The organism is Marinomonas rhodophyticola (assembly GCF_026113935.1).
Classification (GTDB): domain Bacteria; phylum Pseudomonadota; class Gammaproteobacteria; order Pseudomonadales; family Marinomonadaceae; genus Marinomonas; species Marinomonas rhodophyticola.
In genome coordinates, this window is the sequence record NZ_JAPEUL010000004.1 from 839,713 (window position 1) to 863,850 (window position 24,138).

Sequence of the window (24,138 nt, forward strand, 5' to 3'; positions counted from 1 at the left end):
AATATTGTGCAGTCTATGTCACTTAGAAGAAGTTCTTATGGCTTTATTGTTTGATTCGCAATGGCCTGATTTGGTGCAGGGTCTGCGGTAATGGTGGTCTCAGTGATGGTTAATGGGCCATTTGTGTTGCTGATTGAATCATAGTTGTTGGCGATTGAAGTGCTTCCTTGTGTGCTCGCTGCTCCAGAAGCAAGAGCAGCACCGCCACTGACCATAAGAGGAACAGCCACCGCTGTACTCGCTGCTTGGGCGACGGATGCTGTGCCGTGGCCGATGGCATAGGCAGAGTGTTTACCTGCTTGACTGCTATGTTCACTTGAACCTGCTGCATGTGAAGTAAGGGTGGTAAGCGAAAGAGTGAGTGCAATTGTGATGTGAGCTAATTTCATTGTCGTATTCCTTTTACGTGGTTGATGAAATAGACAATAGTGGTTGATATTTTTAATGTAAACTTTGTTCTGATATGTATACTTTTTAAAAACTATTAGTCTATTTATCATATACTTTTTGGACTTTTTTATGTGTAGGAGTGGTCGTAATGAGCCAAATTAATCAAATTAAACAAACTCTTAAGCAGCTATTACGTCAACAACAGATTACTTATAAGGATATTGCTGTTGAATTAAATATGAGTGAAGCCAACATAAAGCGTATTTTCGCGACGCAAAATTTTACTCTTGAGCGACTTGAGCAAATCTGTCAGATATTGAAAATGAGTATTTCTGATTTGTTTTTAATTGCGCAAAAACAAGTAGAAAAAATTAGCCAGTTAACCATTGAGCAAGAAAATGAGTTATTGGCCAATCCCAAATTACTATTAGTGGCTGTCTGTGTTCGAGATGGTTGGAAGTTTGATGAAATCACAGCTTCATATGATATAGATAAACATCAATGTATTCAGTTATTAGCTAGGTTAGATAAATTGAAGATTATTGATCTGTTGCCTGATAATCACTATAAATCACTGATTGCCCAAGATTTTAGGTGGAGACCTCATGGTCCCTTAGAAAAATTCATGGAGCAGAATATATTTACTGAATTCATGCAACCGAAGAAGGGCGAAACTTGGGATTTTCGTTTTTATCTACGTGGTCATTATTCACAAACCTCCATTGATATTATTCAGCGTAAATTAAATCAACTTACCAAAGAGGCTGCCATTCTCAATCAAGAGGATGCTGAGCTCCCTCTAGAAAAACGTCAACATACAGGTTTGTTAATGGCCATGCGTCCATGGGAACCCTCGTTGTTTGAACGCATGCGTAGGCCGTCTTAAGTATCAATGATTTCGCCTAACGTTTTTGCCATTCATCTATATCCATAAATTTACTTGTGACTTTTTTGCTTCTTTTGCTGAGTTTGCCTCTTGAAATTGCCACAAGAGGCTTTATCTATGAGTCACAAGTGAAAAGAAATACGCCTTTGGATCTTGGGTCCGAGGGTTCATTCAAATAGGAGCAAGCTATAACATGGCAACTGATACTCAAAAAGAAACGTTAGGGTTTCAAACCGAAGTAAAACAACTACTTCATTTGATGATCCACTCTTTGTACTCCAACAAAGAGATCTTTCTACGGGAGCTGATTTCGAACGCGTCTGATGCGGTTGATAAGCTTCGCTTTGAGTCTGTCGCTAACGCAGACCTTCTCGCCGAAGATCCAAATCTTCGTGTCCGTATTGAGTTTGATAAGGACAGCAACACTGTCGTTATTGATGATAACGGCGTGGGTATGTCCCGTGAAGAGGCTATTACCAACCTAGGTACGATTGCTAAATCCGGCACCTCGGCTTTTCTTGAGCAATTGAGTGGCGATCAGAAAAAAGACAGCCAGTTAATTGGTCAATTTGGTGTTGGTTTCTATTCCGCCTTTATCGTGGCGGATCAAGTGACCGTTGAAACCCGTCGTGCTGGTGTAGCAGCAGATCAAGCGGTACGTTGGGTATCGGATGGTTCTGGTGAGTTTACTATTGAAAATATTGAAAAAGCGACGCGTGGTACACGCATTACTTTACATCTTAAAAGTGATGAAAAAGAATTTGCAGACAACTTCCGTTTGCGTCATCTAGTGACTAAATACTCTGACCATATTTCTATTCCAGTGGAAATGGAAAAGCCCGTTTACCCAGAAATGGACGAAGAGGGGAATCCTAAGCCTGTTGACGAGAATAAAGCGCCAGAATTTGAGGCGGTTAACTCGGCAAAAGCCTTATGGACACGTTCACGCAGCGATGTTACTGATGAAGAATATCAAGAGTTCTACAAGCATATTTCTCACGATTATCAAGAGCCTTTGAAATGGTCTCACAATAAGGTTGAAGGCAAATTGGAATACACTAGTTTGTTGTATATTCCTTCTAAGGCACCTTACGATCTATGGAATCGTGATATGCAGCGTGGCTTGAAACTCTATGTTCAGCGCGTGTTTATTATGGACGAAGCGGAAGCATTCCTGCCACCTTACATGCGTTTTGTGAAAGGCGTGGTAGATTCTAACGATTTGTCGTTAAACGTGTCTCGTGAAATCCTGCAAAATGATCATGCCGTTGATTCTATGCGCTCAGCATTGACGAAACGCGTACTCGATATGCTAAGTAAGATGGCGAAAAATGAGCCTGAGGATTACCAAAAATTCTGGAACGAATTTGGTAACGTGATCAAAGAAGGCCCAGCTGATGATATGGGCAACAAAGATAAAATTGCTGGTTTGTTGCGTTTCAGCTCGACTCACACAGATGCTGCCGCGCAAACTGTCTCGTTGGCTGATTACATCGAGCGTATGAAAGAAGGCCAAGATAAGATCTATTATATCTACGCTGAGAGTCATAATACGGCGAAAAACAGCCCACATTTAGAGATTTTGCGTAAGAAAGGCTTTGAAGTCTTATTGCTAAGTGATCGCATTGATGAGTGGATGATGTCTTCTCTACAAGAGTTTGAAGGCAAATCTTTCCAAGACGTTACTAAAGGCAAGCTAGACTTAGCTGACCAAGAAAACGAAGAAGAGAAGAAAGAGAAAGAAGAAAAGGCTGAGCAAATCAAACCGCTTCTGGATCGCATGAAAACCGTACTTGAGTCGAAAGTGACAGCCGTAAACAGTACCGATCGTTTAACCAATTCTCCTGCGTGTTTAGTGGTTGGGGAATACGATATGGGTCTGCAGATGCGTCGCTTGCTTGAACAAGCGGGTCAGAAATTGCCTGAATCTAAGCCAACATTGGAGGTGAATCCAGATCACCCCATTGTTGCTAAGATGGACGCTGAAACAGACGAAGAACGTTTTGCGGATATGGCTTGGCTGTTATTCGAACAAGCAACTTTGTCTGAAGGTGGTCAGCTAGAAGACCCCGCGACGTTTGTTAGTCGTATGAACAAATTGATTGTTCAGCTAAGTAAGTAATATTAGCAAACGGTGTAATTGTCTCATTACGCCGTGATGCTAAGCTCAGTAAAGCCTCTATTTAAACTGTATAGGGGCTTTTTTTATGGCAGGTGGTTTGCTTTTTGTTGGATAATTCTTTAGGTTGATAAGGCACTAAGGACAGTGTGTTAACTATTCAACGTGTTAATTATTCAAAGGAGTGACATATGTTTTTAAAACAATGCCTAGCCACGTGTTTTCTGCTTTTTTCGGCACTTGCTGTGTCTCAACCACAGGTGCAATTAGCCTCTCAATTCTCTGATGATGTCCCCGTTAATGACTATTTAATTAGTGAAAAATACGATGGCATTCGAGCGATTTGGACGGGAAAGCAATTGATAACCCGCCAAGGAAATTCCATCTATGCGCCAGATTGGTTTGTTGACCCACTGCCCGAGGTTTGGTTAGATGGCGAGCTGTGGTCAACACATAATGACTTTGCTTTTATTATGTCAACGGTGCGAAAAAATACACCAGTTGATAGTGAATGGCGAAAAATCCATTACATGGTGTTTGATGCACCGGATCAAGCTAGACAGATGCCATTTGAGCAACGGTATGAACGTTATACTCGGATTGTGAATGGCCTGAATGCCTCCCATGTCCTTCCTGTCAAACAATTTACTGTCGTGGATAATCAGGCATTGGCATTATTATTGGATGCTTACGTAAAAAATGGCGCAGAGGGTTTAATGCTGCATCGCAAGACGGCGACGTTTGAAAGTGGCTGCACTGATAATTTATTAAAACTGAAGCCACACATGGATGCAGAAGCCAAAGTGATTGCTATCATGAATGGCGCAGGTAAATACGATGGTATGATGGGGTCGATTCTGGTTGAAATGCCATCGGGCATTCAGTTTAAAATTGGCAGCGGTTTTTCCGATGATGAACGACGTAACCCACCTCAGCCTGGTGATTATGTAACCTATAAATATCATGGTTTTACGGAGCGAGGCATTCCAAGATTCGCCAGTTTTTTGCGGCTTCGAGAAATAGACTATTAATGCTTTTGAAGAGGTGATCGTGCTGACAGAGGTTTATTGTTTGCCTGGTACTATGTGTGATCAGCGCCTTTGGGACACAACGCAACAGGCTCTAGGTTCCCAAATTGCACTGCGCCATGTGGCGATACCCAGTGAAAGCTCGATTGAGTTAATGGTCGCAGCCCTCGCTAAGATATTGCCGACAGCGCCCATTAATCTGTTGGGATTTTCTATGGGAGGGTACATTGCTTGTGCTTTTGCCTTGACATACCCTGAGCGAGTAAACCGACTAATGGTCTTGTCTAATACCGCAAGTGGCTTGTTAGAGTCAGAGCGTCAGCAACGTGAAATTGCCCTTAATTGGGTTGCGAAACAAGGCTATCATGGCATACCGCGTAAAAAAGCCCTAGCTATGTTGAGTCCTGTGAACCAAGGTAATAGCGAGCTGATTGGTTGCATTTTGGCCATGGACGAAGCATTGGGCGAAGCGGTTTTTATTCAGCAATTGAAAAGCAGTTTGCAGCGTCCAGAGCTATTAACTGAGCTTGAACATGCAAGGTTTGCGTTGTGTTTTCTTGTCGGTACAGACGATATTTTATTATCGGGCGCGGTATTAGATAAAATGCAGTCTTGTGAGCGTTACGCCCTGCAAAAGATCGATCATTGTGGGCATATGGTGCCTTTGGAGCAGCCAGCGTGGCTGGCTCAGCGGATGCTGGCGTTTTATAAAGGCTAATCCCCTCGCACTAAAGTGTTGGGCAAAAAAGTCTGTGAAGTGTTTGGATCAGCTCTTTTACTCTGCTGTCGCCTATCATATAGAAAATAGTTTGTGACTCTCGACGGGTGTTGACTAAACCGTCTTTTCGCAATATCGCAAGGTGTTGTGAAAGGGCGGATTGGCTCAAAGGCAGCTTTTCATTTAAAGCCGTCACGGACAGTTCTTTATCCAGCAAATGGCATAAAATCATCAGACGATTCTCGTTACTGAGTGCTTTTAAAAACAGGGCGGCTTGTGAGGATTGTTGTAGCATATCTTTCATGGTAGGCGTTGTGTTTTCCATTGTTTTTCTCTTTCTAAAGTAGCCGTTGGTGCATCGTGTTTTCTGCCGTCAACAAAACCATCCACATTGTCTGTGGATAAACTCGGTAGTAGTCGCTGTCAACTACTGTTGTTGTCAGGTAATGCGGTCATTATGTCGTGTTGTATGATATTTGCACAATGACCGTGTCATGGCTTTTTATTTGTTAAGATTAAAGCTTGTCCAAATAGGGGCGTGATCGGATGGCTTCTCTAGGGCGCGCAAATCGTAATCTACATCGGCATCTTCTAAATAAGGTGTCAGTCCATTGGAGGCCATAATGACATCGATTCGTAAGCCACGTTTAGGCGTGTCTTCAAAGCCTTTGGAGCGATAGTCAAACCAGCTGAAACGATCATCTCGTGTTGGGTTAAGCTGACGATAAGTGTCTGTTAGTCCCCAGTTGGCCAAGGTAGAGAACCATTCTCTTTCTTCTGGCAAGAAACTGCATTTGCCTGTTTTTAACCAGCGTTTGGCGTTGACCTCTCCAATGCCGATGTCTAAATCCGTAGGGGAAATATTAATGTCACCCATGACAATGATTTTTTCATCAGGAGAATGGGCTGCAAGGTACTGCATTAAGTCTGCATAAAATTTACGCTTCGCTGGAAACTTAGTTTCATGGTCGCGGCTTTCTCCTTGAGGGAAGTAACCGTTTATCACTTTTACTGGTCCTTGGGGAGTGTCAAACGTCGCAATAATCATTCGACGCTGCGCGTCTTCATCATCATCTGGAAAGCCGTACTCCACGTTAGTCGCTTCTTGCTTACTAAAAATAGCCACGCCGTAATGGGATTTTTGTCCGTAATAATAAGCATGATAGCCAACAGATTGTGGAATCTCGTGAGGAAAAGCATCATCGTGCACCTTGATTTCTTGCAGGCCAATGACGTCCGGTGCGTGTTTTTCGACAAGCGCGGTTATTTGATGTGGTCGAGCACGTAAACCGTTGATGTTAAAAGAGACAAATTTCACGGGGATTCCTTGTTAAACGAATTTGCTCAATGATACCGAGATGTGGGGTTTACATAAAGCGGTTAAATAAGATGAATTGATGGCTTTTTCATGGCACGTATATGGGATTGTTTTTAACTTCTTTTGGCTGGCCTGTTACACTGTACGAATGGTTTAAAAAGTAATTTTGGAGACTCAAAATGCCTTATCAGTACGACTTATTTGTTATTGGCGCAGGCTCTGGTGGCGTTAGAGCGAGCCGAATAGCAGCATCGAAAGGTTATAAAGTCGCCGTTGCAGAAGGCGGCGCATTGGGTGGCACTTGTGTCAACATCGGTTGTGTGCCTAAAAAACTCTTTGTCTATGGTTCAGAATTTGGCCATGGTTTTGACGAAGCGGCTGGTTATGGTTGGTCTCACCAAGGTGTTGAGTTTAACTGGTCGGTTTTACGTGATAACAAAACCAAAGAAATCCAACGCCTCAACGGCATCTACGGCAATTTACTTGGCAATGCTGGTGTTGAGGTCATTGCCGGTTTTGCGAGTTTTGTCGATGCGCATACTGTTATGGTAGATGGTAAAACCTATACCGCAGAACGCATCTTGATTGCTGTTGGCGCTAAGCCTTTTATCCCTGAATTTAAAGGCAGCGACCTCGTCGTCAGCTCTAACGAGATGTTTTTTTTAGAAGAACTGCCTCAAAAAGCACTGGTTGTTGGTGGTGGTTACATTGCTGTTGAATTTGCTGGTATTCTGAATGGCTTAGGCGTGGAAACCAGCCTTGCCTACCGTGGAGATCAGTTGCTGCGTGGCTTCGACCAAGATGTTCGGGATTTTGCCAGTGAAGAATACAAAAAATCTGGCATTGATGTTCGTTTAAATACCGACGTTGAATACATTGAATTGGCGGATGCGGCGGACCCAAAAGGCGCTCGAACAGTGTATTTTAAAGATGGTCATGTAGAAGAGTTTGGTTTGATTCTTTATGCCACTGGTCGTGTGCCCAACGTGGCTTCCCTAGCGCTTGACAAAGCGGGCGTCAAAACCGGTACAAACGGTGCAGTGATCATTGATAAAAACTTCACTACTTCTACAAAAAGCGTCTTTGCTCTTGGCGATGTGACGGATCGTATCCAGTTAACGCCGGTTGCGATTAAAGAAGCCATGGCGTTGATCGCTTATTGGTTTGAAGGCAAAGAAGTGACCTTCGATTATGACAATATTCCAACCGCTGTTTTCAGCCAACCAGCAATAGGCACCGTAGGCTTAAGTGAGCAGGAAGCCGAGACGCGAGGCTTAGACTTCCGAGTGTATCAAACGGACTTCCGCCCAATGAAACACACACTGAGTGGCAGCACGTCACGCTCTATGATGAAGTTGTTGGTAAACAATGCAGACGATAAAGTCATTGGTGCGCACATGGTCGGCGATTACGCTGGCGAGATTATCCAAGGCTTAGGGATTGCGATCAAAGCCGGTGCAACCAAAGCGGATTTCGACGACACGGTAGGGGTTCACCCAACCAGCGCGGAAGAGTTTGTGACTTTTTCAGCTGCGTCTTTAAAGAAAAAATAAGACGGACAAAGACGCTCGAGTAATGCACTGAAGAAGACGCCTTGATACGGTTTATCATGGCGTCTTTTTTGTATGTCTAATGTTTGTCCATCTAATCTAGAATTTGGTTTCTTCTTCACGATCAAATTGTACAGCGCATACGTTTTCTCTATCAGCATAGTCTTAATTTCGATTGCCTCAATGGCGGCACTTCATTAGTGTGGCTAGCATTCGCAACATGTTCTTAAAAAAATACACGAGACTAAAATGAACGAAGTACTAACAACGTTACAACCTGCGGCTATTTGGCGCCATTTTCAAACATTATGTAACACACCAAGACCGTCCTATCATGAAGCGGCACTAAGAGAACACCTCATTCAATGGGCGACCAAGCTAGGTCATGAAACCTATGTTGATCCAGTCGGCAACCTATTAATCCGCAAAGCCGCCAACAAAGGCATGGAAGACAGAGAAACTGTCGTCTTACAAGGTCACTTGGATATGGTTGCGCAGAAAAATGCCGACATCGACCATGACTTCACCAAAGATCCGATTGTCACCCAAGTGATCGATGGTTGGGTTCACGCAACCGGAACCACCCTTGGTGCTGACAATGGCATTGGTGTTGCCGCCGCCATGGCCGTACTAGAAGCGACTGACTTAGTCCATGGACCTATTGAAGCCTTGTTTACCATCGAAGAGGAAACCAGTCTACGGGGTGCTCTACAACTCGAAGAGGGCATTTTACAGGGCAAGATCTTATTAAACTTGGACTCTGAAGATCGTGGCGATGTGTATATTGGCTGTGCAGGTGGCATGGACATCAATATTGAAAAACAGTACGTCGCTATCGCGGCTGATAGTGACCAAAAAGCCTTCAAAATTACCGTCTCTGGTTTACGTGGTGGACATTCTGGATTGGATATCCATAAAGGTCGTGCCAGTGCGAACGTGCTGATAGTCCGTTTGTTAAACTTGCTAAAAGAGCGTTGTGATTTTGGTTTAAGCGCGTTTAGCGGCGGTACATTACGCAATGCCATTTCACGGGATGCCACAGCGACCATCAACGTCAGCAGCAAAGACCAAGCTAAACTGTTTGCCTTTATTGAAGCATTTGAGAAAGCCACACAAGCGGAGTTTTCAGCGACAGAAGCGAATTTAAGCGTTACCTTAGCCACGGCGGCATTGGATTCAGAACTGGAAAGCAACGCTAAAGACGCTTTGTTAAATGCCATGTACTGCGCGCCCCATGGTGTTCATCGCATGAGTGCGGACTTGGAAGGCGTCACCGAAACCTCTTGTAACTTTGGTGTGATGAATCTTCGTAACACCGCTGACGGTAAAAAAGCGTTTGATGCCTGCTTGTTAGTACGATCGTTAGTGGATTCTGCCGTAGAGCACCTGGCTTACGTGGCAAAATCTGCTTTCTCATTAATTCAAGCTGACGTGAAACTCGAAAATGGCTACCCCGGTTGGCGCCCAGATCCAAAGGCATGCTTACTCAAGCACTTCTTAACCGTTCACACCAATGTCATGGGGCACGAAGCCAATGTAAAAGTCATCCATGCGGGCCTAGAGTGCGGCATCATCGGCGCGAAATACCCTGGTATGGAAATGGTCTCCTTCGGCCCCAACATCCGTGGTGCCCATTCACCAACAGAGCGCATGGAAATCGACTCCGTTGGGGATTTTTGGCGACTACTCGTCGCGTTGTTGGCGTCCACGCCGAAGGCCTAAGTTGCTTCCCCTTCTTCAAGGGGAAGACGGAAGATGGGGTTGTTCTTTTATTTCTTTTGAATCCTCTTATTGGCTTTGTATTCCTAAAGGTTATTCCGCTCTTCAATTCAGTGAATGCTGAGCGGATAACTTTTTGCAAGCGCCCAAAACTTACCTTATAAAGAAAAGCAAAAATTCGCTTTAAGATCTTTAATGCCTGATTTCTTTCATAGGTACATCATTTTTACCTACGCTCCTTTTACCGTAAGGCATAGATTGGTTTTATTGGTAGAGAGCCTCTTTCTGTTAATGACCCTGAAACGCCATAACGTCGCGCAACTTCGTCGCGTCGAACTGACTTCTTCGTGGCACAAGGGCGTCGTACTATATCTCACCTTGGTATTGCTTTGCTTGCGCCTGTTTCGCAGGCTCAACGCGTCAGCGCAAAATCAAACCAAGGTGAATGGCTGGCGTTAGGCCTGTATATATCGACTTTTGTAGGCCGTGCCTTTTTCATAGCTAATCGTAGAGCATCATGAGCGCAGCGTAATGTGCCGTTGAAAGCGAAGCTTTCACTTTTTGACTGGACGGGCTAAAAGGTCTTTGGCTTTGACCATTAGCCCTCAAAGAGTGTTTAGAAAAGCTTCACCGTCGGCTGTGTCACCACTGTCTAACTCTTTTTTGGCAGATTCAACGTAGTGTTTTAGGTAATCAAGTTTCATTGCTTCAAGCTCGTCAAAATTTCTCTTAGCATCATTTGTGGTAAGAGTATGCATAATTAAGCTTCATTTTTAGAATTACCCAGAAGCATAATTTATGGCGTGGTTTAATTAAAGCGATTAAACCGTGCGATTTTTATAGAGGGTGGATCAAGTAAGGTGGCTTTAGCCCGATAAAGCTTGCGTTTAAACAGAGTATCTTGTATTCGCGTTCAGCTGCGTCGTTAACGAAGGCAAATCTTTTCACTATGAGTCCCTTGCATAAATGAAAAGAGCAACTGTACATTGAAAAATTACATATTTTAATAAGCGGTGTTTTGTTGGATTTATATGGAGGCATGACGTGATGTGTAATCGCGATTTATTCACAGAATTAAGATCTGCCCTTGATGAAGCCAAACAGCATTCTGAAGAAAAATTGCCACTCAAACAAAGTAAAACGAGGTAGGCGATAGTTTCGAGGGAGGAATGTCATTTCACTTTGTTGCTACCAAACCTTCTCATTTCAAAATGTGATCCTAAGGCAATGCGTTCAATCAGCATTGCCTTTTCTTTTTTTAGGAATGGGTTTTAAGAAAGGGCGAGGGTGAGGTGTGAGAATATGTCATAATAGCCGTATCAAAAAACGAGGTTGGATGATGGATTCACAGGCGCTGACGATAAAATTGGATGACGAGCAGTTTGAGGTGGTGTTGGGGGGCAACTTGTTGTCTTCCTTGCTTTCTCAGGGTGCGGATGTTCGTTACGGTTGTCGCGCTGGGGCGTGTGGGGCTTGTCGTCTTTATGATGTGAGTAATTGCGAGTCGATTCTTTCCTGTCAAACGACCGTGGTGTCGGCGATGTCTTTAACTCGGCAAACGCCGGCTGAGTCTTCCTCTTTTACTGTTTTAAGTAATATCACTATTGATGAAGCATCGATTGAGCTGACTCTTTTAGGAGCAAGTGACGATTCTTTTGGCGACCGCGTTTTTGTGTCTCTTCTCTCTGAAAGGTTATCGAGTAAGGTATCTGAATATTCGTCTGCTGAGCGAGACTCATTTTTATGAATGCATGACACTAAATCCTGCTGGCGCCCCTTTGAAATTGGTTCTGCAGAAAGAGCATGTTTCCGCTGAGGATTGGTGGCGAGCCTTGGCGCTTTCGTCTGATGATAAGCTTGCTGTTCAATTATTCACGGGGATTAGAAAAGGACGTTTGTTGTTTGAAATGGACATTTCCGATGCGCCTGTGGTGGTGATTTCTTCTCCGGATAACGCTATTTTTGAATCTTATTGGCGTGAGGCAGTGCTGGATTATACGCCAAGTTTTCTCGGGCATTTTGTTTTGCCTGCGAAGAGTGATCCCAAGCTAAGTTTGGCGGATGCTGCGCTGTTGGCGTTTCTTCAAGCGGCGCTGGTGGATGCAGGCGATGCCTCTTTACAGCTTATTTACCATGGTCAAAACGTGTCTGCGAAGGATTGGGGTAGGTTGTTACGTCCTTTGCGGATTCATCCGAATCAGCTGCATTTTGTTCGGTAGCTTGGCCTTTTTATTTTTATGCATATTTTTATGCTTTTTAATTTTATTCACGGATTCTATTAATGAAAATTCTACATACCTCTGACTGGCATCTTGGTCAGCACTTTATGGGGAAATCCCGCCGAGATGAGCATAAGGCCTTTATTGATTGGTTGTTGGCGCTGGTGGATCGAGAGTCAGTCGATGCGGTGATTATCGCGGGCGATGTGTTCGATACTGGTTCTCCGCCAAGTTATGCCCGTGAAATGTACCATCAGTTGGTGTTGGATATGAAGGCTCGCCACTGTCAGTTGGTGATTATTGCGGGTAATCACGATTCGGTCAGTATGTTAAATGAATCTAAGAGTTTGCTGATGTATCTTGATACGCAAGTGTCTAGCCAAGCCACTCTCGAAGATATTGACTCTCATGTTGTTGCGCTGAAAGACAAGACCGGCGAGGTGGCTGCTTGGGTTTGTGCTGTGCCGTATTTGCGCCCAAAAGACGTGATGCAAAGCGTTGCTGGGCAATCTGAGCAAGACAAGAAGTTGAGTTTGTTGCAGTCGATTGGCGAATTTTACCAGCAGGTGTATGAAGCAGCGTGTGAGAAAAATAAAGCGCTGAAAACGCCAGTGCCGATTATTGGTACTGGGCATTTGACCGCGGTGGGCGGGCAAGTGAGTGAGTCGGTTCGCGATCTTTATGTCGGCACATTAGAAGCCTTGCCGACGTCTGTGTTTCCGGCGTTTGATTACCTTGCGCTTGGGCACATTCATCGTGCTCAGCCAATCAGTAAAAGCGGTCGATTCCGTTACAGCGGGTCACCCATTCCGTTGAGTTTTGATGAACTGGGACGAGACAAGACGCTGGTGATACTGAATACCGACTTGTTAGGTGAAGACACCTTTGTTGAAGACTTGTTTGCCGAGCCGGTGGACCCTGTTCAGTTGGTAACGATTCCAAATTTTCAGCCCATGGCGAGTGTAAAAGGCAATTTGAAAGATGTTATTAAGCAGATTTCTGCCTTGCCATTAGACGAAGATAAAACTTTATGGTTGGAAGTCACTGTGATTGCAGATGATTATTTGAGCGATGTGCATAAGCGTTTGCTAGAGGTGATTGAGGGCAAGCCAATCGAGTTGCTGCGAGTCATGCGAAGAAGTGCCATAGAGAAAAAGAACGACGGTTTTGAGGCGCGTAAAACCTTGTCAGAATTGACGGTCGGTGATGTGTTTCAGCAGAGTCTTAAATCGAATTTAGAGTTGGATGAAGAAGAGTCTAAAACTCTGACGGAGCTTTTTAATGCCTGTTTGACGGAGTTGGAAGCGCATCAGCAAAACGGCGAGGAGAAGCAATCATGAAAATTTGCAAACTGCGCCTAAAGAATCTGAATTCCCTCAAAGGCGAGTGGGAAATTGACTTTACCAAAGCGCCGTTTGACGATGCGGGCGTGTTTGCCATTGTTGGGCCAACGGGCGCGGGTAAGTCGACTTTATTGGATGCCATCTGTCTGGCTTTGTACCATGAAACACCGCGTTTGAAAGTCTCGCCGAGTCAGAATGATGTGATGACGCGTCATACGTCTGAATGTTTGGCGGAAGTGGAGTTTGAAATTAAGGGGAAAGGTTATCGCGCTTTCTGGGGGCAACGACGCGCCCGCGGTCAAAGCGATGGCAAGTTGCAACCCATGACCTGTGAGCTATGCGAACGTGATGGCACCATTATCACCACCAAGATAAACGAAAAAATTGATAAAATTGCTGAGATCACTGGCTTGGATTTTTCGCGTTTTACCAAGTCTATGTTGTTGGCTCAAGGTGGGTTTTCGGCCTTTTTGAATGCGTTGCCTAATGACAGAGCCGAGCTATTAGAAGAGCTAACCGGTACGGAAATTTACGGTGATGTATCTAAGTGGGTGTTTGATAAACACAAGCAAGAAAAGCAGGCCATCGCCGCCTTGGAAAAAATCAATGAGCAAGCTCAATTGCTGACAGACGAGGCTTTTTCAGAGCTAAAGCAAACAGAGTCGAATTTTGAAGCCAATGAAAAAACCAATGCTCGAGCGCTAAAACATCATCAAGCAGTTTTGGAATGGCGACGTACAGAACAAAATTTGCAAGAGCAAGTGGCGCAATATCAGCAGCAATTCGATGAAGCAACCCAGGTCCTTGCGGACTTTGCTCCTCAACAGCAGCAACTTGAGCAGGCATTGACCGCACAAGTATTGCAACCGGATTATGCAAAGCAGCAAGACTTAAAATCGCGCTTAGATAAGAATCAGGCTGACGTTAGCAAATACACTGAAATGCAAGACGCACAGCTCAAACAAAGCCAAGTTTTAGCCGAATCGGTTGAGCAGGCAAAAGGGCAATTAACCAAGGCGCATGCTGAATTAGTGGCGTTGAATAATAAGATCAATGATGAGATTCAGCCTGTCCTGACACGCCAAGAAAGTGTGAAGGCGCAGCACCAAGATGCGTCAGCTCGCTTCATGCAAGCCGCTGAAAAAGTCGAAAATCAGCAGGCGCAACTAAAAGGCATGACTGAGAAACAAACGGATATTAATAAAGCCTGCGATGAAAGTAAGGCGATTTTGAGTCGTTGGCGCTCGCCGGAGAAGATTGAACATCAATTAGCCAGTTGGCAGCATCAAGCGCAAAGCATGGCATCGAATACCCAAGCGATTGTTGAGCTTGAACAGCAAATTGTGTCGAATACAAAGAACTATGAGGTGGCTCGCGCTTTGTATTTAGAAAATCAGGCTAAGCTTGAACAGGATCAAGCGCGGATATCTGAGCATCAGAACACCCTGCAGAGAGATGTTGATGCTTTTATGGCCTTGTCCTCGCAACGTGACTACGCAGATTGGCAGAAAGTCTATCATCAGGCTGAACGCGCTCAGTATCATGCGCAATCTCTTTGGAAGCAGTTCCATCAGTACCAAGAACAGCAAGCACAATTAACAGAGTTGGACGCGAACTTGAATGCAATGACGCAGCGTATTCAGCAGCAACAAACTCAGTTAGCGCAGCAAAGACACGCTTATAAAGATAAGCTTCTCCTTCAAAAATCGATTGAAAAACTCGCAGAGGCCGAGCGTCATATCGTGGCGCTCACTCAATTACGGGATGAATTGGGTGAGCATGATGCTTGTCCACTGTGTGGCTCAGCAGAACATCATTTTGCCAATGCCTTGTACCAAGCAGACTCTGGTCGTCAAGATGAATTTATTCGCTTAGGCAAAGAGCTTGATAGTTTGAAAGGCGAAGGAATGCAGTTGGCCGCGGACTTGGAATCCATGCAGAGGGAATTTGCGTCTATTCAAATTCGTCGTCAGCCATTAGTGGATGTTTTACTGAAAACAGAGCAGGAGTTGAATGAGTGGCTGGCATCTTTACATCATGACAGGAAAAGCCAAGGCGCTAGTGTTAGTCTTTCTAATAAAGAACAGGTGTTGGCTCTGGTGCAGTATGTGGATCAAGAGTGGCGAGATATGCAAGACATTGCTCCTAAGCTTGAGGCGCTTCAGCGGTCTCGTTTAGCGTTAGAGGCTGAGTTGCAAAACTTGCATGCTCAGCAGCAAGCGACACAACAGCAGGCGGCGAAAAATGAATCTCAATGTCAGTTACTCTGGCAAACTCTAGAGACGCTCCAGCAGAATTTAGCCAGTAGGAAAGGTGAGCAAGCACAAACCATTGAGCGTTTGAAAAATGACATGCAGCAAGCGGGTGTTCCTGAAAGTTACTTTGACTTGTCCTTGACCGAGGCATTGGCACAGTTGCAAGACGCGATAACACAGTGGCGAAATAGTAAAGCGGGTTACGAGGTGTTGTTGCAGCAAAAAGATCAGCTTGCTTATGAGGTAAAGAACCTAGAAAACGCGTTAACAGACAGTCAGCAGTTATATGGTGAAGCGAGTGAAAAGGTCGCTGGATTTGAGGCTAGCTTACAGGCTATTGAAGAGCAGTTAAATGCCCTTTTAGGTGACAAGAGTATTGGTGAGCTTCGTCACGACAGGCAGTCTCAGGTTGATCATGCTCATCAAATGCTCGAAAAAGTCGAAGTGGAGTGGCAGCAGATGGCTCAGGCATTAGCGTCCAGTAAGGCGACATTGGCGACGCTTTCTAAGTCTCATCTTGCCTTAGAAAAGGAATATGACCTTGCTCTATCTGAATGGCAGAAACGTTTGGTTGAGAAAGGCTTTGAGGGCGAGGGTGTTTGGTTACAGGCGATGTTATCCACAGAAGAGGTTAGTCATCGTCAAGCAAGATTGACATCATTACAGGAAGCCGTTTCCCGATCACAGACCTTGCTGAATCAATCCGCTGAGTCTTTGTTAAAGCATAATAATATGGTGCCAGACGAGACGGAGTTGATGGTGTTACCATTCGATGTTCTTGTGGACAAACATGCTCAGCTTGAAATTGAGCGTCAAACAATGCATCGTCAGTGGGGCGTGGTCACTCAGCAGATCCAAGAAGAATTTCAACGTAGGGAACAGGTGGCGAAATCCAAAGAAACCTTAGAGGCCCGTCGAGAGGCGTTTGTGCATCTTGAGCGCCTAAATCATCTGATTGGTTCTGCTGATGGTGCAAAATTCCGCCGTTTTGCGCAAAGTCTCACCTTAGATCATTTGGTGTATTTAGCCAATCAGCATTTGGCTATCTTGCATCGTCGATATCAATTAATGCGCAATGAAGAGACATTGTCTTTGTTGGTGGTCGATACTTGGCAAGCAAACGCTTCTCGAGATACAAAGACCTTATCTGGGGGCGAGTCGTTCTTGGTCAGTTTGGCGCTGGCTTTGGCTTTATCTGATTTAGTGTCTCATAAAACCAGTATCGACTCTTTGTTTTTGGACGAAGGTTTTGGCACGTTAGACGGCGAGACACTTGAGTCTGCATTGGACGCTTTGGATAACCTGCACTCATCTGGTAAAACCATTGGTATCATCAGCCATATTAGTGCGCTGAAAGAGCGTATTCCTGTGCAGATAAAATTGACTAAGCAAAGCGGTTTAGGCGTTAGTCGTCTTGCACCAGAATTTGCACCGCATTCAACAAATGAATGAGAATTTTGTTGTGTGTTTGTGGTGCAAAAGTTTTCCCCAGATTAATGGGAACAAGTATGTAAGTAAGTTGTAAAATATTAACTAAATCAAAAGCTTAATCTTTCGTTCATTATTGTGCATTTTGCGTTATTCTTAGCCCTATAAGAGAGCAAATAATATGTAGCGAGAATGTAAATAGTGTGTCTTGATGGCTTTCTTTAATCATGTAGCTTGATAGAATAGATTTTCAATGCTGATAGTGAAAATTCAGTGCGGCTTGGCAGTATTTGGGGCCATTTAAGGTATTAAAAAAGGACAGTTTGCATGACAGACTCAGGCTTCCGACTTAAAGGAAGTGTCGTTACGACGATTTTGCTGGAGATTCAGACTTTTTCATTAGATGACATCGTTTTTCATTTAAAAGAAAAGATTGATCAGGTTCCACATTTTTTTAATCAAGCGCCGATCATTATTGATATTTCAAAAATGAAGCGTGGCATTACGATTGATGAGTTTGATGTTCTTATTCAGTCGGTCAGTGGCACTCGGTCTTGGTGTGATTGGTTGGCGTTGTGATCCAGAGGCTTTGCCTGTATGGAAGGCGTTGGTCAAAATTCCGCTTTTGCCTGCGAGTAAAGCAAGGGCAATTACGACATCCACAGCGGAAAAAGAAGAGGCTAGTCCAGATGTGGTGGTGAAAACCGTTGTTGAAGAGCGCCTCGTGCCTCAAACAACGAAAGTGATTACTAAACCGATTCGTTCTGGGCAGCAAGTCTATGCCGAAGGGGATTTGATTATTCTGAATCAAGTCAGTGCGGGCGCGGAAGTGTTAGCCGATGGTAATATTCATGTCTATGGTGCATTGCGTGGGCGTGCCTTGGCTGGCGTAAAAGGTGACGTTGAGGCAAGAATTTTTGTAAAAGCATGGAGGCTGAACTGGTTTCTATCGCAGGTAATTTTATGTTGAGTGATGCGCTGCGAAATATCGTTTGGAAAGATGGGGCGCAAGTGTTATTAGTTGACGATAGTTTAGAAATCGTACCGCTCTAAGGTTTACTATTCATTTAATTAGTTAGATAAACCCTATTTGGGTTTGTCGGGGGATAAAGCATTGGCAAAAATTATAGTAGTCACCTCAGGCAAGGGGGGTGTCGGAAAGACGACATCCAGTGCTGCTATTGGGACTGGTATCGCGTTAAAAGGACATAAAACGGTTATTATCGATTTCGATGTAGGCTTACGTAACTTAGATTTAATTATGGGCTGTGAGCGTCGAGTGGTTTACGACTTTGTGAATGTTATCAACAAAGAAGCGACTCTATCTCAAGCTTTGATTAAAGATAAGCGGACAAAAGATTTGTTTATTTTGCCTGCGTCACAGACTCGCGATAAAGATGCCTTGACTACTGAGGGCGTTCAGTGGGTTCTTGAGGAGCTTGCTAAAGAGTTTGAGTACATTATTTGTGACTCTCCAGCCGGAATCGAAAAGGGCGCTCAAATGGCGCTGTATTTCGCTGATGCGGCCATCGTTGTAACGAACCCAGAAGTGTCATCTGTGCGCGACTCTGATCGTATTTTGGGTATTTTGCAAAGTAAGTCAAAACGTGCAGAAGAAGGGAGAGAGCCTATTGAAGAGCATCTACTCTTAACTCGTTATCATCCTGGGCGTGTTGCTCTAGGAGAAATGTTAAGTGTATCCGATGTGGAAGATATTTTGGCGATTCCATTGCTTGGTGTCATTCCTGAGTCGGAAGCGGTTTTAAAAGCGTCAAACCAAGGTACGCCGGTTATATTAGATACTGAATCCGAGGCGGGTCTTGCTTATATGGATGCGGTTGACCGTTTGATGGGCGAAGAGCGTCCGTTGCGATTCTTAGAAGTTCAGAAAAAAGGCTTCATCAAACGATTATTAGGGGTTAGTGTGGGAATTTTTGACTATTTTAAAAGCAAAAGCGTGCCTAGCTCCGCGTCTGTTGCTAAAGACAGACTGCAGATTATTGTGGCTCATGAGCGCAGTAAGCGCCATCAACCTGATTATTTGCCACAAATGCAACAAGAAATCATTGATGTGATTCGTAAGTATGTGAATATCGGTAATGAAGATGTGCAGATACAGCTCGACAATACCGATGATTGCTCTGTGTTGGAGCTAAATGTCACGTTGCCTGAGCAAAATTAGTCTTATTTTACGGGTTACCATTAGAAAACACCTAACACCTTCTTGATATAGATCGTGTTAGGTGTTTTTTTTTTGCAAAATTAATTAAGAATGATTGTCATTGTTTTACTGATTTTTTGTGTCGGTGTATTATCTAGCTTATTCATTTTTCAGTTTGAGCAAAATTTAATGCTGCGTTCTTGTTTTAGTATGATGGCTGTTGTGGTGTTTCTCTCTGCTTGTAGCGAACCTAAACAAGCAGTGGGTGTATCTAACGCTGAGAACGTTTCTCCCGAACTTCCCATTTCTCTTTCAGATCCGAAAGCGCTGCTTGGTTCGCAATTGTTCTTTGATACAAATTTATCGAAACAGCGTAATCAGTCTTGTGGTACGTGTCATGATATTGCTAATGCGTTTGTTGATAAGAGACAAGATGCATTGTTGGGTGCGGTCTCATTGGGAAGTGATGGCCATTCAATGGGCGGACGCAATACACCAACAGCAGGCTATGCGGCTTTTTCTCCTGCTTTTTATCGTATGTCGAATGGCGAATATCGTGGCGGTCAATTTTTGGATGGTCGGGCCTCTGGATTGGCTCAACAAGCTGAAGGGCCTTTTTTGAACCCTTTGGAAATGGCCTTACCGGACGGTGCTTCCGTTGTTGAACGAGTCAAAGAAAATCCACGCTATGTTGATTTGTTCAATACGCTTTATGGTCAAGATATTTTAGAAGACGCGCAAACCGGCTATGCAGCCATCACGAATGCGATTGCAACGTTTGAGAAAACGGCATTGTTTATGCCGTTTGATTCAAAATATGACCGAGCATTACGAGGTGAAGCTAAACTGACGCCTCAAGAGGAGCTGGGAAAACCTTGTTTTTCTCTCAGCAATTTACTAATTGTAACGCATGTCATCAACTCGGTACGTCACCACTCAATGCCCAAGAAACGTTCACGAATTATGAGTATCGTAATATAGGCGTGCCTGCGAATCCGGCCTTGATGGCGTTCAATGGCAATAAAAAAGACCTCGGCCTTTTAGATAATCCAATGATTGATGACCCTAAGCAGGCTGGTAAATTCAAAGTACCTTCTCTGCGTAATGTCGCTGTGACAGGACCTTATATGCATAACGGTGTGTTTAAAGATCTGCGTACCGTTGTGCTTTTTTACGATAAATATAATAACCCTATGCGTAAGTTGAATCCTGAAACAGGTGAGCCTTGGGCAGAGCCTGAAGTGGCGGAAAATATCGACTTAGTGAGCCTAGAGAAAGGCCCTGCCTTGCCAGATCAGCGTGTAGATGCCATTGTGGCCTTTCTGAAAACATTAACAGATCAGCGATATGAGCCCTTGCTTGAGAAATAGCGCTGTTTTCTACTTGTTTTCTGATTGGCGATTTTGGTCAACTCCTTATTGTTTTCATTGATAAAACTGGCGAGTGAGTGCGTTTTTTATTACATTGTCTCTTTGGTGTAAATTCCGCATCTTATATGTGTCACTTGAATTTGAAGGATTGAGAGAATGAAATACGTTCCACTCGGCCGAACTGGCTTAGATGTTTCTCGTGTTTGTTTGGGTACCATGACTTGGGGGACTCAAAATAATCAAGCAGATGCTGATGTTCAGATTGAATACGCGTTAGCAAATGGTGTGAATTTTATTGATACGGCTGAGATGTATTCTGTTCCGCCAACGCCAGAGTCTTATGGTAAAACGGAAACCATCATAGGTAATTGGCTTTCTCGCAATCCATCGCGCCGTAAAGAGTTCGTGCTTGCCACCAAGATTGCTGGCCCTGGTATGAAGTACGTTCGTAATGGTAGTAATATTTCTGGCAAGACGGTGATTGAAGCGGTTGATGCTTCGCTAAAGCGTTTGCAAACGGATTATATTGACCTCTATCAGCTTCATTGGCCTAATCGTTCTACTCCTCACTTTGCTAAGCACTTTCCTGGTGTTATCAGTTTTACGGATGTCGACCGCGATGAGCAGTCCGCTCAAATGTTGGATATTTTGCAAGGCTTAGAGACTTGTATTAAAGCGGGCAAAATTCGTCATTTTGGTTTGTCGGATGATACGACATGGGGGATTAATGAGTTTATCCGTTTAAGTGATAAACATGGGTTGCCTCGTGTTGCGTCTATTCAAAATGAATTTAGTTTATTGCATACCAAAGATTGGCCTTATTTGATTGAGAATTGTGTGCACGAAGAGGTTGCCTATCTGCCATGGTCACCTCTAGCGGCTGGTGCCTTAACTGGGAAATATCTTGGAGAGTCCCGTCCTGAAGGCAGCCGTTGGACGTATGCTCAACGCAATGGTATTTTCCGCGATACCGCTTTGGTGGAGAAGGCTGTTTCTGCTTATTTAGACGTTGCGAAGAAGCATGGTTTTACTCCTGCGCAGCTTGCTTTGGCTTGGTGTGATCAGGTAGATGGTGTTAGTTCAACGATCATTGGTGCAACGTCTCTAGAGCAATTGAAAGAGGATATGTCTGCGTTTGACATGGCACTGTCTGAAGATGCGTTAAAAGACGTTATGTCGGTGTTTAAAGAGTATCCAGTGCCTTTCTAAATGGCTTTTAATGGTTCTTAAATCATGTGATGTAAAAAGGCGCTTCGGCGCTTTTTTTGTTTCTTTAAAAAGGGAGATGTAAATAGGGTGATGAGCAGCTGTTTATTTAGGCAATAAAAAACCCGAAACACAATTATGTTTCGGGTTTTTGAAGATTAAAAGCGAGTAATTAGTTCTTTTCTCTTTCTTTCTTTTCTTTAACTGCAGCGATAACAGTTTCCGCTACGTTAGAAGGACATGGTAGGTAGTGAGAGAACTCCATAGAGAACTGACCACGACCAGACGTCATTGTACGTAGAGTACTGATGTAACCAAACATTTCAGAAAGAGGAACGTCTGCTTTGATGCGAACACCAGTCAAACCTTTCTCTTGGTCTTTGATCATGCCGCGACGACGGTTCAAGTCACCGATAACGTCACCAACGTGGTCATCTGGCGTGAACACGTCAACTTTCATGATTGGTTCAATCAACTGTGGGCCAGCTTTTGGCACAGATTGACGGAAAGCACCTTTTGCAGCGATTTCGAAGGCAATCGCAGAGGAGTCAACTGCGTGGAAGCCACCGTCGAACAATTCAACTTCAACGTCTAATACAGGGAAGCCTGCTAGAACGCCTTGGTTCATCATAGACTTGAAGCCTTTTTCTACCGCAGGGAAGAATTCTTTTGGTACGTTACCACCAACAACTGTAGAAGTGAACTTGAAGCCAGAACCCACTTCACCAGGTTTGATACGGTAGTCGATTTTACCGAACTGACCAGAACCGCCAGATTGTTTCTTGTGAGTATAAGTATCTTCAACCGCTTTAGTGATTGTTTCGCGGTAGGCTACTTGTGGTTGACCAACGATTAGATCTACACCATAAGTACGTTTTAAGATATCTACTTTGATGTCTAGGTGAAGCTCACCCATACCTTTAAGGATGGTTTCACCAGAATCTTGATCCGTTTCAACGCGGAAAGTTGGATCTTCTGCAACCATTTTACCGATAGCGATACCCATTTTCTCGTTACCACCTTTATCTTTTGGTGTAACAGAGATAGAGATTACTGGCTCAGGGAAAACCATCGCTTCAAGTGTGCAAGGATGTTTTGGATCACAAAGAGTGTGACCAGTTTGAACGTTTTTCATGCCCACGATAGCAATAATATCGCCTGCTTGTGCAGTGCTGATCTCGTTACGGTCGTTTGCTTGCATTTCTACCATGCGGCCTACACGTTCAGTTTTGCCCGTGAAGCTGTTAAGGATAGTGTCGCCTTTGTTCAATACGCCTGAGTAGATACGTACGAAAGTAAGTGCTCCGAAACGGTCGTCCATGATTTTGAACGCAAGCGCTTTAAGAGGCTCTTTAGCATCCACAATCGCTTTTCCACCTGTTGGGTTACCTTCTTCATCAGTAAGATCTTGAGGTTCCACTTCAGTTGGGCTAGGTAGGTAGTCAACAACCGCGTCTAGAAGAAGCTGCATACCTTTGTTCTTGAAAGCAGAACCACAGTATGTAGGGAAGAATGCTAGATCACGAGTACCAATACGGATGCAGCGTTTCAAGTCTTCAACAGAAGGCTCTTCGCCATCCATGTAAGCCATCATCACGTCATCATCTTGCTCAACCGCAGTTTCGATTAGCTTTTCACGGTATTCTTCAACTTGATCAACCATGTCTGCAGGAACATCTTCGATACTGTAGTTTTCTGGTTGGCCAGAGTCATCCCAGATGTACGCTTTGCGAGTTAATAGATCAACAACACCACGGAACTCATCTTCTGTACCAATTGGTAGAACCATGATTAGTGGTGTTGCGCCTAGTACTTTTTTAACTTGTTCAGTAACGCGGAAGAAATTAGCGCCAAGACGGTCTAATTTGTTAACGAAAATCAGACGTGATACTTCTGAGTCGTTCGCATAGCGCCAGTTAGTTTCTGATTGTGGTTCAACACCACCAGATCCACAGAATACACCGATACCACCGTCAAGAACTTTAAGTGAACGGTATACTTCTACTGTGAAGTCAACGTGTCCAGGTGTGTCGATAACGTTAAAGCGGTGATCTTTCCAAAAACAACTAACAGCCGCAGACTGGATGGTAATACCGCGCTCCGCTTCTTGTTCCATGAAGTCAGTAGTAGATTCACCCTCGTGAACTTCACCGATTTTGTGGATCATACCGGTTAGTTTAAGAATACGTTCTGTGGTGGTGGTTTTGCCCGCGTCAACGTGAGCAAAAATACCGATGTTTCTGTATTTTGATAAGTCAGCCATTACATTACTCTAAATAAGTGAGGACGAAATTTGCGCGTTAGTATACAAGACTTTTTGCTTTGTAGTCAGGTATTTCGCGCTATTCTATTATATTTTATGTGTTTAAAGGAAGGGCAAGATAAAGGCATTTTGGAAATGAATAACAAAGATGTAGGAATTGTTAGG

General features: G+C 44.1%; 21 protein-coding genes and 1 pseudogene. 17 read left to right on the forward strand and 5 right to left on the reverse strand.

Going from position 1 to position 24,138, the window contains the following annotated elements; translation table 11 throughout:
• Window positions 1-35: 35 nt before the first annotated feature.
• Window positions 36-389, reverse strand: coding sequence for a hypothetical protein (locus tag ONZ52_RS04950; RefSeq protein WP_265217610.1), 354 nt, complete (start codon window positions 387-389; stop codon window positions 36-38).
• A gap of 149 nt (window positions 390-538) precedes the next feature.
• Between ONZ52_RS04950 and ONZ52_RS04955 the strand changes: the two genes are divergently transcribed.
• The 4 genes from ONZ52_RS04955 to ONZ52_RS04970 all read left to right on the forward strand — a co-directional run bounded on the left by ONZ52_RS04955 (window position 539) and on the right by ONZ52_RS04970 (window position 5,141).
• Window positions 539-1,276, forward strand: a complete 738-nt coding sequence (locus tag ONZ52_RS04955; RefSeq protein ID WP_265217611.1) for a helix-turn-helix domain-containing protein — start codon at window positions 539-541, stop codon at window positions 1,274-1,276.
• Between the two features lie 193 nt (window positions 1,277-1,469).
• Complete coding sequence (gene htpG, locus ONZ52_RS04960) at window positions 1,470-3,398, forward strand: molecular chaperone HtpG (RefSeq protein ID WP_265217612.1); 1,929 nt, start codon at window positions 1,470-1,472, stop codon at window positions 3,396-3,398.
• 188 nt (window positions 3,399-3,586) lie between these two features.
• Window positions 3,587-4,426 carry a DNA ligase gene (locus tag ONZ52_RS04965; protein WP_265217613.1) on the forward strand — a complete coding sequence of 280 codons (840 nt, stop codon included), beginning with the start codon at window positions 3,587-3,589 and terminating at the stop codon, window positions 4,424-4,426.
• Between the two features lie 19 nt (window positions 4,427-4,445).
• A complete protein-coding gene (locus ONZ52_RS04970; protein ID WP_265217614.1) occupies window positions 4,446-5,141 on the forward strand; it encodes an alpha/beta fold hydrolase in 696 nt (231 codons plus the stop codon).
• 10 nt (window positions 5,142-5,151) lie between these two features.
• On the opposite strand, the gene ONZ52_RS04975 is transcribed toward ONZ52_RS04970, so the two are convergent.
• Window positions 5,152-5,466: an ArsR/SmtB family transcription factor gene (locus tag ONZ52_RS04975; RefSeq protein WP_188322979.1), complete on the reverse strand. Its 315-nt coding sequence runs from the start codon at window positions 5,464-5,466 to the stop codon at window positions 5,152-5,154.
• Window positions 5,467-5,643: 177 nt separating this feature from the next.
• The gene (xthA, locus tag ONZ52_RS04980) at window positions 5,644-6,459 is read right to left on the reverse strand and encodes an exodeoxyribonuclease III (RefSeq protein ID WP_265217615.1); all 816 of its coding nucleotides are present in this window, start codon (window positions 6,457-6,459) and stop codon (window positions 5,644-5,646) included.
• 179 nt (window positions 6,460-6,638) lie between these two features.
• Between xthA and gorA the strand changes: the two genes are divergently transcribed.
• Entirely contained in the window at window positions 6,639-8,012 is a 1,374-nt protein-coding gene (gorA, locus tag ONZ52_RS04985; RefSeq protein WP_265217616.1) for a glutathione-disulfide reductase, read from the forward strand.
• A 246-nt stretch (window positions 8,013-8,258) separates the two neighbouring features.
• The gene (locus ONZ52_RS04990) at window positions 8,259-9,731 is read left to right on the forward strand and encodes an aminoacyl-histidine dipeptidase (RefSeq protein WP_265217617.1); all 1,473 of its coding nucleotides are present in this window, start codon (window positions 8,259-8,261) and stop codon (window positions 9,729-9,731) included.
• 602 nt (window positions 9,732-10,333) lie between these two features.
• Here ONZ52_RS04990 and ONZ52_RS04995 read toward each other — a convergent pair.
• Window positions 10,334-10,486 (reverse strand): hypothetical protein, encoded by a 153-nt coding sequence (locus ONZ52_RS04995; protein ID WP_265217618.1) that lies wholly within the window; start codon window positions 10,484-10,486, stop codon window positions 10,334-10,336.
• Between the two features lie 578 nt (window positions 10,487-11,064).
• On the opposite strand from ONZ52_RS04995, the gene ONZ52_RS05000 reads away from it, so the two are divergent.
• The 11 genes and pseudogenes from ONZ52_RS05000 to ONZ52_RS05040 all read left to right on the forward strand — a co-directional run bounded on the left by ONZ52_RS05000 (window position 11,065) and on the right by ONZ52_RS05040 (window position 21,713).
• A complete protein-coding gene (locus ONZ52_RS05000; protein ID WP_265217619.1) occupies window positions 11,065-11,475 on the forward strand; it encodes a 2Fe-2S iron-sulfur cluster-binding protein in 411 nt (136 codons plus the stop codon).
• 4 nt (window positions 11,476-11,479) lie between these two features.
• Complete coding sequence (locus tag ONZ52_RS05005; protein ID WP_265217620.1) at window positions 11,480-11,947, forward strand: hypothetical protein; 468 nt, start codon at window positions 11,480-11,482, stop codon at window positions 11,945-11,947.
• Window positions 11,948-12,009: 62 nt separating this feature from the next.
• The gene (gene sbcD, locus ONZ52_RS05010; RefSeq protein ID WP_265217621.1) at window positions 12,010-13,287 is read left to right on the forward strand and encodes an exonuclease subunit SbcD; all 1,278 of its coding nucleotides are present in this window, start codon (window positions 12,010-12,012) and stop codon (window positions 13,285-13,287) included.
• Window positions 13,284-16,997: an AAA family ATPase gene (locus ONZ52_RS05015; protein WP_265217622.1), complete on the forward strand. Its 3,714-nt coding sequence runs from the start codon at window positions 13,284-13,286 to the stop codon at window positions 16,995-16,997. The genes sbcD and ONZ52_RS05015 overlap by 4 nt, the downstream gene beginning before the upstream one ends.
• Window positions 16,998-17,300: 303 nt before the next feature.
• On the forward strand, window positions 17,301-17,552 hold the full coding sequence (locus ONZ52_RS24595) for a septum site-determining protein MinC (protein WP_321160256.1): 252 nt from the start codon (window positions 17,301-17,303) through the stop codon (window positions 17,550-17,552).
• Window positions 17,515-17,943 carry a septum site-determining protein MinC gene (gene minC / locus ONZ52_RS24600; RefSeq protein ID WP_321160257.1) on the forward strand — a complete coding sequence of 143 codons (429 nt, stop codon included), beginning with the start codon at window positions 17,515-17,517 and terminating at the stop codon, window positions 17,941-17,943. The genes ONZ52_RS24595 and minC overlap by 38 nt, the downstream gene beginning before the upstream one ends.
• Before the next feature lie 144 nt (window positions 17,944-18,087).
• A pseudogene (gene minD, locus ONZ52_RS05025) lies at window positions 18,088-18,891 on the forward strand (septum site-determining protein MinD); the annotation flags it as partial.
• 6 nt (window positions 18,892-18,897) lie between these two features.
• Entirely contained in the window at window positions 18,898-19,155 is a 258-nt protein-coding gene (gene minE, locus ONZ52_RS05030; protein WP_111605983.1) for a cell division topological specificity factor MinE, read from the forward strand.
• Between the two features lie 90 nt (window positions 19,156-19,245).
• A complete protein-coding gene (locus ONZ52_RS24605; protein WP_321160258.1) occupies window positions 19,246-20,115 on the forward strand; it encodes a cytochrome-c peroxidase in 870 nt (289 codons plus the stop codon).
• 2 nt (window positions 20,116-20,117) lie between these two features.
• Window positions 20,118-20,504, forward strand: coding sequence for a hypothetical protein (locus ONZ52_RS24610; RefSeq protein WP_346433223.1), 387 nt, complete (start codon window positions 20,118-20,120; stop codon window positions 20,502-20,504).
• 156 nt (window positions 20,505-20,660) lie between these two features.
• Complete coding sequence (locus tag ONZ52_RS05040; protein ID WP_265217623.1) at window positions 20,661-21,713, forward strand: aldo/keto reductase; 1,053 nt, start codon at window positions 20,661-20,663, stop codon at window positions 21,711-21,713.
• 169 nt (window positions 21,714-21,882) lie between these two features.
• Here ONZ52_RS05040 and fusA read toward each other — a convergent pair whose 3' ends face one another.
• On the reverse strand, window positions 21,883-23,973 hold the full coding sequence (gene fusA / locus ONZ52_RS05045) for an elongation factor G (protein WP_265217624.1): 2,091 nt from the start codon (window positions 23,971-23,973) through the stop codon (window positions 21,883-21,885).
• Window positions 23,974-24,138: the final 165 nt, after the last annotated feature.

Bases quoted from the DNA above. Each gene is read 5' to 3' on its own strand.
- ONZ52_RS04950 (WP_265217610.1), bottom strand. From the start codon at position 389: ATGAAATTAGCTCACATCACAATTGCACTCACTCTTTCGCTTACCACC.
- ONZ52_RS04955 (WP_265217611.1), top strand. From the start codon at position 539: ATGAGCCAAATTAATCAAATTAAACAAACTCTTAAGCAGCTATTACGT.
- htpG (WP_265217612.1), top strand. From the start codon at position 1,470: ATGGCAACTGATACTCAAAAAGAAACGTTAGGGTTTCAAACCGAAGTA.
- ONZ52_RS04965 (WP_265217613.1), top strand. From the start codon at position 3,587: ATGTTTTTAAAACAATGCCTAGCCACGTGTTTTCTGCTTTTTTCGGCA.
- ONZ52_RS04975 (WP_188322979.1), bottom strand. From the start codon at position 5,466: ATGGAAAACACAACGCCTACCATGAAAGATATGCTACAACAATCCTCA.
- gorA (WP_265217616.1), top strand. From the start codon at position 6,639: ATGCCTTATCAGTACGACTTATTTGTTATTGGCGCAGGCTCTGGTGGC.
- ONZ52_RS04990 (WP_265217617.1), top strand. From the start codon at position 8,259: ATGAACGAAGTACTAACAACGTTACAACCTGCGGCTATTTGGCGCCAT.
- ONZ52_RS04995 (WP_265217618.1), bottom strand. From the start codon at position 10,486: ATGCATACTCTTACCACAAATGATGCTAAGAGAAATTTTGACGAGCTT.
- ONZ52_RS05000 (WP_265217619.1), top strand. From the start codon at position 11,065: ATGATGGATTCACAGGCGCTGACGATAAAATTGGATGACGAGCAGTTT.
- ONZ52_RS05005 (WP_265217620.1), top strand. From the start codon at position 11,480: ATGACACTAAATCCTGCTGGCGCCCCTTTGAAATTGGTTCTGCAGAAA.
- sbcD (WP_265217621.1), top strand. From the start codon at position 12,010: ATGAAAATTCTACATACCTCTGACTGGCATCTTGGTCAGCACTTTATG.
- ONZ52_RS05015 (WP_265217622.1), top strand. From the start codon at position 13,284: ATGAAAATTTGCAAACTGCGCCTAAAGAATCTGAATTCCCTCAAAGGC.
- ONZ52_RS24595 (WP_321160256.1), top strand. From the start codon at position 17,301: ATGACAGACTCAGGCTTCCGACTTAAAGGAAGTGTCGTTACGACGATT.
- ONZ52_RS24605 (WP_321160258.1), top strand. From the start codon at position 19,246: ATGATTGTCATTGTTTTACTGATTTTTTGTGTCGGTGTATTATCTAGC.
- ONZ52_RS05040 (WP_265217623.1), top strand. From the start codon at position 20,661: ATGAAATACGTTCCACTCGGCCGAACTGGCTTAGATGTTTCTCGTGTT.
- fusA (WP_265217624.1), bottom strand. From the start codon at position 23,973: ATGGCTGACTTATCAAAATACAGAAACATCGGTATTTTTGCTCACGTT.